Here is a 12,198-nt window from a genome sequence, read left to right on the forward strand (position 1 = left end):
GACCACCGCGCACGGGGTCCGCGGCGGTCGTACGTGGCACCGGGGGTGACGGACGTGACACCCGAGGCGGCTGCGGCCCAGGGGACCGGGGCCCTTCGCCCGTGGTGGGGCCGATCCCCGCCCGGCATGCTGGAGGCACGCGCCCCGGCGCGTGGCCGGGGCCCTCGGAGGGGGGTGCCTCGATGCCCGCGACCGTGCACGCCGACCTGCCCTCGCAGCACCACGCCCTCCCTGTGCACGAGGTCGTGCTCCTGCTCGAGGCCGACACCAGCAGCGGGCTGACCGGGTCCGAGGCCGCCGAGCGGCTGGAGCGCTTCGGCCCCAACGTGCTGCCAAGGCTGGAGCGGCACGGTCCGGTGGTGCGGTTCCTGCAGCAGCTGCACAACCCGCTGATCTACGTGCTCCTGGGTGCCGCCGCCGTCGCGCTCGCGCTCGGGGACACCGTCGACGCCAGCGTGATCCTGGGCGTGGTGCTGGTGAACGCGGTGATCGGCTTCGTCCAGGAGGAGCGGGCCACCCAGGCGCTGGAGTCCCTGGTCGCGATGACCCGGACGCGCGCGACGGTGGTACGCGACGGCCAGGTCCGCGAGATCGGGTCCGACCAGGTCGTCCCCGGCGACCTGGTGGTGCTGGAGGCCGGGGACAAGGTGCCGGCGGACCTCCGTCTGAGCTCCGTCGTGGAGCTGCGGATCGACGAGTCCGCGCTGACCGGCGAGTCAGCGCCGGTGGCGAAGCACGCCGACGTCGTCGACGCCCGGTCGGGGATCGGTGACCGGCTCGACATGGCCTTCTCCGGGACCCTGGTCGTCGCTGGGCAGGGCCGCGGGGTGGTGGTGGATACCGGTGCCGACACCGAGATCGGCGAGATCCACCGGCTGGTCGGCAGCGCCGGTGGCCTGGCCACCCCGCTGACCAGGACGCTGGCCCGGTTCAGCCGGTGGCTGACGCTGGTGATCCTGGTCCTCGCCGCGGGCACCTTCGCGCTCGGCGTCGTCCGGGGGGAGTCGGCGGCGTCGATGGTCACCGCCGCGGTCGCCCTGGCGGTGGGCGCCATTCCCGAGGGGCTGCCGGCCGCGGTCACGATCACGCTGGCGATCGGTGTCGCCCGGATGGCCAGGCGCCGGGCGATCATCCGCAAGCTGCCCGCCGCGGAGACGTTGGGCAGCACCAGCGTCATCTGCACCGACAAGACCGGCACGCTGACCGAGAACCGGATGGCCGTGCAGGCGCTGGTCGTGGGGCGGCGGACGTACGCCATTGCCGATGACGATGCGGTCGAGGACCGCACCGGCGCCCGAACCGAGCCCGGACCGCGCTGGCTGCTGTACGCGGGCCTGCTGTGCAACGACGCTCCCGGCGCGGACGGTCGGCCGGGGTCCGGCCGGGTCGGTGACCCGACCGAGGTGGCCCTGGTCCGGGCGGCGACCGACTGCGGCTTGGACCCTGCGGCGGTGGCATCCGGGTGGTCGCGCGTGGACTCCCTCCCGTTCAGCTCCGAGCGCCGGTGCATGGTGACCGAGCACCGAGCGACGGCGGAGGCCGAGCCCCTGCCGGGAGGGGCCGGAGCCGACGCACTTCTGGTCGTGAAGGGCGCGGTCGAGGTGGTGCTCCCGGCCTGTACGGACGCCCTCGAGGTCGACGGCAGCCGTCGGCCGGTCGACGCGGACGCGGTGGGCGACGCTGTCGAGCGGCTGTCGGGCCGGGCCCTGCGGGTGCTGGCCGTCGCGGCGGCGGAGGCACCGCAAGACTGGGCCGGGCTGGACGACGAGATCCCCGACCTGGACTGGACCCTGCTCGGCCTGCAGGCGATGAGTGACCGGCTGCGCCCGGATGCCGTTCGCGCGGTCGCCACCTGCCGGACCGCGGGCATCGGGGTCAAGATGGTCACCGGCGACCACGTCGGGACGGCCCGGGCGGTGGCCGCGGAGGCCGGGCTGGGCGCGACTCCCGGGGACCCCGTCGTCGTGTCGGGCCGCGAGCTCGAGGACAGCGCGCCGGGGGACCTGCCCGACCTGGTCGTCGGCGCCGACGTGTTCGCCCGGGTGTCGCCCGAGCAGAAGCTCAGGATCGTCGAAGCCCTCCAGCGCCGCGGACAGGTCGTCGCCGTGACCGGGGACGGCGTCAACGACGCTCCGGCCCTCAAGCAGGCCGACATCGGCGTCGCGATGGGCGAGGGGGGTACGGAGGTCGCCAAGGAGGCGGCCGACATGGTGCTGACCGACGACGACTTCGCCACCATCGAGGCCGCGGTGGAGGAGGGTCGCGGGGTCTTCGACAACCTGACCAAGTTCATCACCTGGACGCTGCCCACGAACCTGGGCGAGGGCCTCGTCATCCTCGCGGCGATCGTGATGGGGACGGCGCTGCCGATCCTGCCGGTCCAGATCCTGTGGATCAACATGACCACGGCGGTTGCGCTGGGCCTGATGCTCGCCTTCGAGCCGAAGGAGCCGGGCATCATGCGCCGGCCGCCTCGCGACCAGAGCCGCCCACTGCTGGACTCCGTGCTGGTGTGGCGGATCCTGTTGGTGTCCGCGCTGATGCTGGGCGGGGCGTTCGGCATGTTCGCCTGGGCCCGCGACCAGGGCTGGTCGCTGGAGCTGGCTCGCACGCTGGCCGTCAACACGTTCGTGATGGTCGAGATCGGCTACCTGTTCAACTGCCGCTCGCTGCGCCGCTCGGTGTGGTCGGTCGGGCTGCTCAGCAACCGGTGGGTCCTCGTGGGTGTCGCGCTCACGGTGGTGCTGCAGTTGCTGCTCACCTACGCGCCGTTCATGAACAGCCTGTTCGGGACCGAGCCGATGACGGCAGACCAGTGGTTGCCGGTGATCGTCATCGGGGTGGCAGCGACCCTCGTCGTGGGCATCGAGAAGTGGGTGCGCGCGCGGCTACCCGCGGCCCACTGAGCCCCGCACCTGCAGCGACGCCAGCAGCATCTCGGTGGCGGCCTCCACCTCGTGGACCGCCCGGTCGAAGGCGGCGCGGTTGTGAGGCGCCGGCTGGCGGAAGCCGGACACCTTGCGCACGTACTGCAGCGCCGCCGCGCGCACGTCGTCGGCGGTGACGTCGTCGGTGAACGGGGGGCGCAGGGTCTTGATGCTCCGGCACATGCGCTGCACGGTACGTCCGCGGGGCGACCGCGCGCAGGCCCCTACGCCATGGTGTCCAGGATCGCCCGGATGTCGCTCTTCTTCGTCCGCGGGTTGACGATCGCGAACCGCGTCACCATCTCCCCGTCGTGCCGGGTGGGGGTGACGAACGCGAAGTTCGCGGCCAGCAGCCGGTCGCTCCAGTCCTGGTACTGCTGCTCGGTCCATCCGATCCGACGGAACACCACGACCGACAGCATCGGCTCGCGCGCGAGCTCCACGTACTTGCGCTGCCGGATCTCGTCAGCGGCGTCGCGCGCGACCTCCAGCGTGCGCTCGACGGCCTCCCGGTAGGCCCGGGTTCCGTGCGTGGCCAGCGAGTACCACAGCGGCAGACCCCGCGCCCGGCGCGACAGGTGGACCGCGTAGTCGCTGGGATTCCACTCGGTGGAGTCGGTCAGCACGTCGAGGTAGCCGGCGGACTGGGTGTGGGCCGCGCGGGCAAGGCGGGGGTCGCGGTAGACCAGCGCACAGGCGTCGAACGGGGCGAACAGCCACTTGTGCGGGTCGACGATGAAGGAGTCGGCCCGCTCGATCCCGTCGAAGCGCGGTCGTACGCTCGGGGCGGCCAGTCCGGCGAGCCCGTACGCGCCGTCCACGTGCATCCACAGACCGAAGTCCGCGCACACGTCGGCGATGCCGGCGAGGTCGTCGACGATGCCGTAGTTGGTGGTGCCGCCGGTCGCGACCACGGCGAACACGTCGTCGGCGTCGTGCTGCTCCAGCGCCTCGCGCAGCGCGGGACCGGTGAGGCGGCCGAGCTCGTCGACCGGGACGGCCAGGACGTCGATGTCCATGACCCGGGCCGCCGATGCGATGGAGGAGTGCGCCTCCGAGCTGCACGCGACCACCCACCGGGACGGGCGGTCCTCGCGGTGCGACGCAGCGGTGTGGCGGGCTGCGACCAGCGCGGACAGGTTGCCCAGCGTGCCGCCCTGGACGAACACGCCACCTGCGCTGGTCGGCATGCCGGCGAGGTCCGCGATCCACCGCAGTGCCTGGTTCTCCGCGTACACCGCGCCCGCTCCCTCGAGCCACGAGCCGCCGTAGATGCTGGACGCGCCGACGACCACGTCGAACAGCGTCGACGCCTCGGTCGGGGCGGCCGGGATGAACGACAGGTACCGCGGGTGGTCCACCGAGATGCATGCGCGCGACAGCACGTCGTCGAACAGCTCCAGCGCGCGGTCGCCGCCGATGCCGTCCTCGGTCACGGTCTGGCCGACCGTCTGCCACAGCTCGTCGTACGACTTGGGGCCGTCGAGCGGCACGGGGTCGAGCCGCAGGCGGTGGCGGGCGTAGTCGATGACCGCCTGCGCGAGGCGGTCGGTGTCGTCGTCGTAGCGGTGCACGCAGCAAGGGTAGGGCCGCTGCGGGGATGCTCCCGCCGCGTTGACCGCGGGCCGGGGGCGGGCCACAGTGGCGGCGTGCTCGACACCGCCGCGTGGGCGCTCGGCGTGCGCGACCGCCTGGCCGAGCAGGGGGACCGGCACCGGGCCGAGTTCGAGCGCGCCTACCTCAAGAGCAGCCGCCCGCACCTGGGCGTTCGGGTGCCACTGGTCCGGGCGACTGTGCGGGAAGCGTTGCGCGACAGCGGACCTCGTGGGGTCCCGGAGCGTGACCTGGCGCTTCGGCTGGCGGCCGCACTGTGGTCGCTGCCCGAGTACGAGTGCCACCTCGCCGCGGTCGAGGTGCTGGTGCGGGGGCGCCGACGGCTGTCCCTCGACGACCTGCCCGCGGTAGAGGGGTATCTGCGGGAGGCCGGGACCTGGGCGCTGGTGGACCCGCTTGCCGTGGAAGTCGTCGGCGACGTCGTCGCGCGCGCGGACGCCTCCGGCGACGCGGGGACGGCGACGCAGGTGCTCGACTCGTGGGCCGTCGACCGGGACTTCTGGGTCCGCCGGACCGCGCTGCTGGCGCATCTGCGTCCACTGCGCCAGGGCGGGGGAGACCCGGACCGGTTCCTGCGGTATGCCGACGCGATGCTGGAGGAGCGAGAGTTCTTCGTGCGCAAGGCGATCGGCTGGGTGCTGAGGGAGACAGGCCGGCGGCGTCCGGAGCTCGTCGCGGACTGGCTGCGGCCGCGGGCGGCCCGCTGCTCGGGGGTGACCATGCGCGAGGCGGTCAAGCCGCTGCCGCCGGAGGTGCGGGAGGAGCTGCTGGCCGTACGGCGCCGTTAGGTCGCGGGAGCCTCCTGCGTCGCGTCCGAGTCGGTGTCCAGCGCTGGCCCTTCGATGGCCGGTGGCGGTGCGTTGGCCGGAGGGAACGGGTGGTCGGGGTCGCGCCCGGACAGGTACTTGGCCACCCCGTAGGCAGCGGCAACGAGGGGGACGCCGATCAGGGCGCCGACGATCCCGAACCCGATGGCTCCGGCAGCGATCACCGTCACGATGGCCAAGGGGTGCAGGTTGACGGCCTTGCCCATGACCAGCGGCTGCAGGATGTCGCCGTCGAAGGACCCGACCACGACGGTGAGCGCCACCACCAGGATCGCCGTGACGGGACCCTTGGTGGCCAGGGCGACGACCGCTGCCAGCAGGGTCGCGATGGGTGCGCCGATCACCGGGATGAACGCCCCCAGGAACACGACGGCCGCCAGGGCGGGTGCCAACGGCACCTGCAGGATCAGCAGTCCGATCAGCACGAGGAAGCCGTCGGCCAGCGCGACCAGGACGATGCCCCGGGTGTATCCCGCGATCGAGGTCCAGGCCAGGTTGCCGGAGACGTCGATCGCCGCCCTGGCGCGCCGGGGCATCCAGCCGACGATGAACGCCCAGATGCCCCGTCCGTTGGCCATGAAGAAGAAGGTCCCGAACAGGAACACCGATCCGGCCGTGATCAGCGTGCCCACGGCACCGAGCTCGCTGACCAGGGCGCCGGCCGCGCTCTCGGCGGCGGACTTCGCCCAGTTGCCGACGTCGGTGTCGAGCTCGGTGAGCTGGTCCCCGGTGAGCTGGAGCGGGCCGTGCTGCAGCCAGTCGTTGATCTGGTCGATGCCGTCCTGGATCGCGGTGGTCAGGTTGCTGGCCTCGCTGACGATCGAGCGCACCACCAGTCCGACGATCGTGAGCGTCGCCACCGCGATGAGCAGCAGCGCGATGACGATGGACAGCACCTTCGGCAGCACCCGGCCGATGAAGCGCGCGACGGGTCCGGCGAGGGCGGTCATCAGCATCGCGAAGAAGATGGCGAGGACCACGGGGAAGGCCAGGCCGAGGAACTGCAGCACGACCCAGACGAGCGCCCCGACGACGAGCAGGCGCCAGGACACCCCGGCGGTGGCCCGCAGCGCGGGCGGGATCTCCCCGGCGCGGATCGCCGCGAGGGAGCCCTGCGGCGCGGTGTCCTGCGGGGCGGTGTCCTGCGGGGCGGTGTCCTGCGGTGCGGTGTCCTGCGGTGCGGTGTCCTGCGGGGCGGTGTCCTGCGGTGCGGTGTCCTGCGGGGCGGTGTCCTGCGGCACGGGGTCGGCCGGCTCGCTCATACCGGGCATCCTGGCACCGCGGCGCCGGTGAGGGCGGCCGGGCACGCGGTCCGCTCGTCGGGGGGCCGGCGCGGGCGTGCGAGACTGCGCCGCATGCACCGGGACGAGGCCGAGCGCATCGTGGCGAAGCTGCGTGAGCGTCGGGTGTTCGCGTACGTGAAGCCGGTCGGCCTGGACCGGGCCGGCATCCGCATCGTCCTGCCCGACGGCCGCGAGGCGCTGTGGGACGTCGACGGTGCGGCCGGCCTGGAGGCCCAGGTCATGGCCAACGGCATGCTGGTCGGCTTCGTGCCGCGGATCCCCGGGTCGGCCTCGTTCTCCGAGGACGAGGCGGTCGAGGCGATCGCCGCCGCCGACTACGACGGCCGCTGACCGCCCTCGCGTCCCGTACCGCTGCGCCACCCCGGACGGCCCGCGGCGCCGCCCCACCCCGCGGCCGAATGAGTCTGGGCGTTGCTTGTGGGCCCGAACCGGGCCCACAAGCAACGCCCAGACTCATTCCGTCGACGAGGCAGCGGTCCGACGAGGGTCGGACCGCGAGGGGGTGGGCTGGTCTCGCGTGACCTGGTGGAGCGAGCTAGTCCAGTCGGACGGATCCGTGCGCGGTGGCGAGGTGCACCGCCACCACGCCGGGCTCGTCCCCGGCGACCCAGTCCACCGCGATGCCGTCCAGTGGGTGGTCCTCGGGCTCGCCGAGGTAGGCGGCCACGGCCGCCGGGTCGCCGCAGATCTCGATCCGCTCCAGCCGGACCCCGTCGGTGGCGGGGGAGGACGGATGCTCCGACGCGGGCACGTCCCAACGGATGAAGAACGGCAGCTGCGGGTCCGCGATGAGGTCGAGCACGCCGAGCTGGTGCCAGCGCAGGTCGTACCCGTCCGGCCGCACCCGGTGCCCCTCGACGGAGCGGCGGCCGAGGCGGAACTCGACCGGCCCGAGGTCGTCCACCGCGACGACCCAGCCCAGCCAACCACCGCCCATCTCGGCCCGGCGGCGCACCGCGCGGCAGAAGGGGACCTCGTCGGTGGCCGGGTGCTCCAGCGGCGCGACGATCTCGAGGTAGGTGCCACCCTCCAGCGGCAGCACGAAGTTGCGGGTGCCGAACCGCGGGTGCCGGCCGCCGTCCACGAACGCGGCGCCGACCCGGGAGCCGAGCAGCTGGACGACGTCGACGAGCTCACCGGGGGTGCAGGCGTACGACACGTGGTCCAGGCGCATGCCTGCATCCTGCCCGCGGACCGGACCCCACCATGCACCGCCCCCCGCGGGGCGCCGGTCCGGGTGTCGCGGGCGTGTCGCGCCCGCGCGTCGGACATGATGGCCGCGCGGCGTGCGACCCGGCGCGTACCGAGCGGAGGAGAGTCATGACCGACGAGACGGCCGACGTCCCGGCGACGCCGCCGGACCAGAAGGCGCCGCAAGAGAAGTCGCCGGACCAGAAGGCGCCGGGGGCCACCCTCGACAAGAAGAAGTCGATCATCCTCGGCCTCATCGGCCTGGTCGTCATCGTCATCATCTTCGTCAAGGTGATCCCGCAGGTCGGCTCGTACTCGGCGGCGCTCGACGCGCTGGAGAACATGTCGTTCCTGGCCCTGGTGCTGGTCGGGCTGTCGGTGCTGCTCTACCTCGGCGTGTACGGGCTGACGTTCATGGCCGCGGCCCCCGGCCTGGGCTACTGGCGCGGCCAGCAGGTCAACCAGGCGGCCTTCACCATCAGCAACGGCGTCCCGGCCGGTGGTGCGTTCGGTCTCGGCGTCCAGTACGGGATGCTCACGTCGTTCGGCATCACCCCGACCGCGACGACGGCCGCGATCTCCGCGGTCGGCGTGTGGAGCATCTTCGTCACCCTCGGGTTCCCGATCCTGGGCGTCGCCGCGCTCGTCGTGTCGGGCGAGAACGGCGGCCCGTACGTGCTGACCGCCCTGATCGGCCTGGGGATCCTGCTCGCGATGATCGTCGTGTTCGCGCTGATCATGCGCAGCGAGTCGTTCGCGGCGTGGCTGGGCCGGCTCGGCAACAAGCTGGTGCAGCCGCTGATGCGGCGCTTCCGCCACGACGACGAGTTCGACCTGGTCCCGATGACCCTGAAGTTCCGCCACGACATCGTGGACCTGGTCCGGCGCCGGTGGGCGGGCATCACCGCGGCGCAGCTGTCCATCGCGCTGACCCAGTTCCTGATCCTCTACTTCGCGCTGCGGGGCGTGGAGGGCTGGGACAACGCGGGGACGGCCATCGGGGTGGCGTTCGCGGCGTTCGGCATCAGCCAGCTCGGCCTGATGATCCCGATCACGCCGGGCGGCCTGGGCACCGTCGACGCCGCGATGATCGCGCTGATGGTCTCGTTCGGCGTGGACGAGGGCACCGCGACTGCGGCGGACCTGATCTGGCGCGCGGTGTCCTACGTGCCGCAGATCATCATCGGCCTGGTGGCGCTGATCGCGTGGTACCGCGGCTTCGCCAAGAAACTTGCGTCCGGCGAGTCGGTGAGCGGGTCCTCCGCCACCGGGTCGTCGGACGGGTCATCGAACGGCGCACAGACCGCCTCCTGAGGTCGGACGGCGGGCGACGCCGGACCGGGCGGCCGCGGGACGGTCAGGCCGGAGCGGCTCCCGGGTCGCGCTGCTCGCGAGCGCGCTGCCGCTCGGCGGCCTCCTCGGCGTCCATCGCCGCGGCCTCCTCGAGCGTCGGCGCGCCACCGCCGAGCCGCTGCGGCCACCACCACGCGCCGGGCTCGGTCGGCTTCTGCGGGTAGCGCTCGAGCGTCTGGTCCAGCAGCACCGACATCCGCCGGTGCAGCAGGGCCGTCACCTCGGTTGGGTCGTCGTCGGGGGCCACGGACATCGGCTCCCCGACCGTCAGCGCGATGCAGGTGCCGCGTCCGTGACGGCGCTGGTGGCCCTTGGTCCACATCCGCTGGCCGCCGAACGTGATCATCGGGATCAGCGGGACTCCGGCCTCCGCCGCCATCCGCGCGGCGCCCGACTTGAAGTCCTTCAGTTCGAAGGAGCGCGAGATGGTCGCCTCCGGGAACACCCCGACGATCTCGCCGGCCCGCAGCGCGTCCACGGCCAGCCGGTAGGCGTCCGCGCCCGCGGAACGGTCCACCGGGATGTGCTTCATCCCGCGCATCAGCGGCCCGGAGATCCGGTGCCGGAACACCGAGTCCTTCGCCATGAACCGCACTAGCCGCTTCGAGGGGTGCGCCGCGTAGCCGCAGAAGATGAAGTCGTAGTACGACACGTGGTTGCTCGCCAGGACCGCGCCGCCGCGGGCGGGGACCAGGTCGGTCCCGACCCGGTCGAAGCGCAGCCCGAGGGCGGCGAACATCACCTTGGCGGACGTGATGACGGGGGTGTAGACGGCCTCGGCCACGACGACGACCCTAGTGGCACCTCGGTCCCGCGGCCCGTGGACGGCGTGCCGGTGCGGGCGGACCCACCCGGGTGCCCTAGGGTTCGGCCAGGCCCGGTCGCACGGGGGAGGGGAAGCCTCCGCGCGACCGGGCCATGCCATCTGCGGGCGGAGCCCTCATGTCACCGGCGGGCGGAGCCCTAGGGTGAGGCCATGACGTCGGCGGAGCTGCGGGACCTGGAGGAGCGGTACGGCGCGCACAACTACCACCCGCTGCCGGTGGTGGTGTCGCACGCCGAGGGGTCGTGGGTCGAGGACGTCGAGGGCCGGCGCTACCTGGACCTGCTGTCGGCCTACAGCGCCCTGAACTTCGGGCACCGCCATCCGGTCCTCGTCGCCGCGGCCAAGGAGCAGCTGGACCGGGTCACGCTCACCAGTCGCGCCTTCCACAACGACCAGCTCGGACCCTTCTGCGAGGAGCTGGCGGCGCTCGCGGGCACCGACATGGTGCTGCCGATGAACACCGGGGCCGAGGCGGTCGAGACCGGGATCAAGGTGGCCCGCGCCTGGGGCTACCGCGTCAAGGGGGTCCCCGCGGACGAGGCTCGGATCGTCGTCTGCGACAACAACTTCCACGGCCGTACGACCACCATCGTGTCGTTCTCGACCGACCCGGTGGCGAGGGCCGACTTCGGGCCGTTCACGCCGGGCTTCGTACACGTGCCGTTCGGGGACGTCGCCGCGCTCGAGGAGGCCCTGGCCGACCCGCGGGTCGTGGCGTTCCTGGTCGAGCCGGTGCAGGGCGAGGCCGGCGTGATCATCCCCCCGGAGGGCTACCTGCGCGCCGCCCGCGAGCTCACCGAGCGCCACGGGGTGCTGCTGGTGGCCGACGAGGTGCAGTCGGGGCTGGGCCGCACCGGGACCACGTTCGCCGTCGACCATGAGGGCGTCGCACCGGACCTCTACCTCCTGGGCAAGGCCCTCGGCGGCGGCATCCTGCCGGTGTCCGCGGTGGTCGGGCGCCGGGAGGTGCTCGGGGTGCTGCGCCCCGGGGAGCACGGCAGCACGTTCGGCGGCAACCCGCTGGCCGCCGCGGTCGGCCGGGCCGCCGTGGCCCTGATGGCCACCGGCGAGCTGCAGCAGCGATCCGCCACGCTGGGCCGGCACCTGGCCGAACGGCTGCGGGCGGAGGCACCCGACACGGTCAAGGAGGTCCGCGCGCTGGGCCTGTGGGCCGGGATCGAACTGCTCCCGCACGCCGGCCCGGCCCGCCCCCGCTGCGAGGCGCTCATGGCGGACGGCGTCCTGGCGAAGGACACCCACGAGTCGACGATCCGGCTGGCCCCGCCGCTGGTGGTCTCCCAGGAGGACCTCGACTGGGGCATCGACCGGGTGCTGGCGGCGCTGGCGTGACGGACCGAGCTTCGGCGCCTCCGTGGCGCCGCTACGTCGCCCTGGGCGACAGCTTCACGGAGGGGCTGCAGGACGAGGTCGGTCCCGACGGCCGGCACCGCGGCTGGGCGGACCGGCTCGCCGGCGAGCTCGACGCGCGGTCCCCGGGGCTGACGTACGCGAACCTCGCGGTCCGGGGGCGCCTGCTGCCGCAGGTCGTGGACGAGCAGGTCCCGGCGGCGCTCGCACTCGACCCGGACCTGGTGACGTTCGCCGCGGGCGTCAACGACGCGCTGCGCCGCCACTTCGACCTCGACGCCAGCGCGACGTTGCTGGAGGACGCGGTGCGGCGGCTGCGGGCGGGCGGCGCCGACGTGCTGCTGGTGGCGTTCGGTGACCCATCCCGGCGCTCCCGCGCGATCGGCTCGGTGACCGGGCGCATCGCCGCCTACGACTCCGTGGTTCGAGCGGTCGCCGAGCGCTACGGCTGCTACCTGATGGACTTCTGGGGGCTGGCCGCGTTCGACGACGACGTGCTGTGGGACGAGGACCGGCTGCACCTCGCGCCGGAGGGGCATCGCGTGGTGGCGGCGGCCGCGCTGGACGCGCTCGGGTTCGGTGACGACCGGTGGCGTACGCCGCGGGCTCCGTCACCGCACCGGCCGCTGCCGGCCCGGGTCGCCGCGGATGCGGCCTGGGCCCGCGGTCACCTGCTGCCGTGGCTGGGCCGACGGCTGCGCGGCATCAGCAGCGGGGACGGGGTCGACCCGAAGCGCCCCACGCTCGCTCCGGTTGACATACGAATCTGAGTTCGCCATTCTGGGCGC

At 73.2% G+C, this 12,198-nt stretch carries 11 protein-coding genes; 6 read left to right on the plus strand and 5 right to left on the minus strand.

Translation table 11 applies throughout. The features are described 5' to 3' along the window. Nucleotides 1-182 precede the first annotated feature (182 nt). On the plus strand, nucleotides 183-2,906 hold the full coding sequence (locus R2737_09290; GenBank protein MEZ5116449.1) for an HAD-IC family P-type ATPase: 2,724 nt from the start codon (nucleotides 183-185) through the stop codon (nucleotides 2,904-2,906). On the opposite strand, the gene R2737_09295 is transcribed toward R2737_09290, so the two are convergent. Both R2737_09295 and R2737_09300 read right to left on the minus strand, forming a co-directional pair. Beyond that, a complete protein-coding gene (locus R2737_09295) occupies nucleotides 2,889-3,110 on the minus strand; it encodes a DUF2277 domain-containing protein (protein MEZ5116450.1) in 222 nt (73 codons plus the stop codon). The two genes, R2737_09290 and R2737_09295, sit on opposite strands and share 18 nt — an antisense overlap. Before the next feature lie 41 nt (nucleotides 3,111-3,151). Beyond that, nucleotides 3,152-4,501, minus strand: a complete 1,350-nt coding sequence (locus tag R2737_09300) for an aminotransferase class V-fold PLP-dependent enzyme (GenBank protein MEZ5116451.1) — start codon at nucleotides 4,499-4,501, stop codon at nucleotides 3,152-3,154. A 75-nt stretch (nucleotides 4,502-4,576) separates the two neighbouring features. Between R2737_09300 and R2737_09305 the strand changes: the two genes are divergently transcribed. After that, the gene (locus tag R2737_09305) at nucleotides 4,577-5,329 is read left to right on the plus strand and encodes a DNA alkylation repair protein (GenBank protein MEZ5116452.1); all 753 of its coding nucleotides are present in this window, start codon (nucleotides 4,577-4,579) and stop codon (nucleotides 5,327-5,329) included. Here the strand turns inward: R2737_09305 and R2737_09310 are convergent. Then, nucleotides 5,326-6,630, minus strand: coding sequence for an AI-2E family transporter (locus R2737_09310; GenBank protein MEZ5116453.1), 1,305 nt, complete (start codon nucleotides 6,628-6,630; stop codon nucleotides 5,326-5,328). The genes R2737_09305 and R2737_09310 overlap by 4 nt on opposite strands. A 93-nt stretch (nucleotides 6,631-6,723) precedes the next feature. Between R2737_09310 and R2737_09315 the strand changes: the two genes are divergently transcribed. Further along, nucleotides 6,724-7,002: a hypothetical protein gene (locus R2737_09315; GenBank protein ID MEZ5116454.1), complete on the plus strand. Its 279-nt coding sequence runs from the start codon at nucleotides 6,724-6,726 to the stop codon at nucleotides 7,000-7,002. Between the two features lie 205 nt (nucleotides 7,003-7,207). Here the strand turns inward: R2737_09315 and R2737_09320 are convergent, their stop codons facing one another. Continuing rightward, nucleotides 7,208-7,846, minus strand: coding sequence for a VOC family protein (locus R2737_09320; protein MEZ5116455.1), 639 nt, complete (start codon nucleotides 7,844-7,846; stop codon nucleotides 7,208-7,210). A gap of 146 nt (nucleotides 7,847-7,992) precedes the next feature. Between R2737_09320 and R2737_09325 the strand changes: the two genes are divergently transcribed. Beyond that, the gene (locus R2737_09325; GenBank protein MEZ5116456.1) at nucleotides 7,993-9,177 is read left to right on the plus strand and encodes a lysylphosphatidylglycerol synthase transmembrane domain-containing protein; all 1,185 of its coding nucleotides are present in this window, start codon (nucleotides 7,993-7,995) and stop codon (nucleotides 9,175-9,177) included. Between the two features lie 43 nt (nucleotides 9,178-9,220). Here the strand turns inward: R2737_09325 and R2737_09330 are convergent, their stop codons facing one another. After that, on the minus strand, nucleotides 9,221-10,000 hold the full coding sequence (locus R2737_09330; protein MEZ5116457.1) for a lysophospholipid acyltransferase family protein: 780 nt from the start codon (nucleotides 9,998-10,000) through the stop codon (nucleotides 9,221-9,223). A 192-nt stretch (nucleotides 10,001-10,192) separates the two neighbouring features. On the opposite strand from R2737_09330, the gene rocD reads away from it, so the two are divergent. Both rocD and R2737_09340 read left to right on the plus strand, forming a co-directional pair. Beyond that, a complete protein-coding gene (gene rocD, locus R2737_09335; protein MEZ5116458.1) occupies nucleotides 10,193-11,392 on the plus strand; it encodes an ornithine--oxo-acid transaminase in 1,200 nt (399 codons plus the stop codon). Next, nucleotides 11,389-12,180 carry an SGNH/GDSL hydrolase family protein gene (locus R2737_09340; GenBank protein MEZ5116459.1) on the plus strand — a complete coding sequence of 264 codons (792 nt, stop codon included), beginning with the start codon at nucleotides 11,389-11,391 and terminating at the stop codon, nucleotides 12,178-12,180. The genes rocD and R2737_09340 overlap by 4 nt, the downstream gene beginning before the upstream one ends. Nucleotides 12,181-12,198: the final 18 nt, after the last annotated feature.

The sequence above is a fragment of the Candidatus Nanopelagicales bacterium genome, assembly GCA_041393815.1.
In the GTDB taxonomy this organism is placed as follows: Bacteria; Actinomycetota; Actinomycetes; order S36-B12; family JAWKJK01; genus JAWKJK01.

Excerpts from the sequence above, each read along its gene's own strand:
- R2737_09295 (MEZ5116450.1), bottom strand. The coding sequence starts at position 3,110 with ATGTGCCGGAGCATCAAGACCCTGCGCCCCCCGTTCACCGACGACGTC.
- R2737_09310 (MEZ5116453.1), bottom strand. The coding sequence starts at position 6,630 with ATGAGCGAGCCGGCCGACCCCGTGCCGCAGGACACCGCCCCGCAGGAC.
- R2737_09290 (MEZ5116449.1), top strand. The coding sequence starts at position 183 with ATGCCCGCGACCGTGCACGCCGACCTGCCCTCGCAGCACCACGCCCTC.
- R2737_09320 (MEZ5116455.1), bottom strand. The coding sequence starts at position 7,846 with ATGCGCCTGGACCACGTGTCGTACGCCTGCACCCCCGGTGAGCTCGTC.
- R2737_09315 (MEZ5116454.1), top strand. The coding sequence starts at position 6,724 with ATGCACCGGGACGAGGCCGAGCGCATCGTGGCGAAGCTGCGTGAGCGT.
- R2737_09325 (MEZ5116456.1), top strand. The coding sequence starts at position 7,993 with ATGACCGACGAGACGGCCGACGTCCCGGCGACGCCGCCGGACCAGAAG.
- rocD (MEZ5116458.1), top strand. The coding sequence starts at position 10,193 with ATGACGTCGGCGGAGCTGCGGGACCTGGAGGAGCGGTACGGCGCGCAC.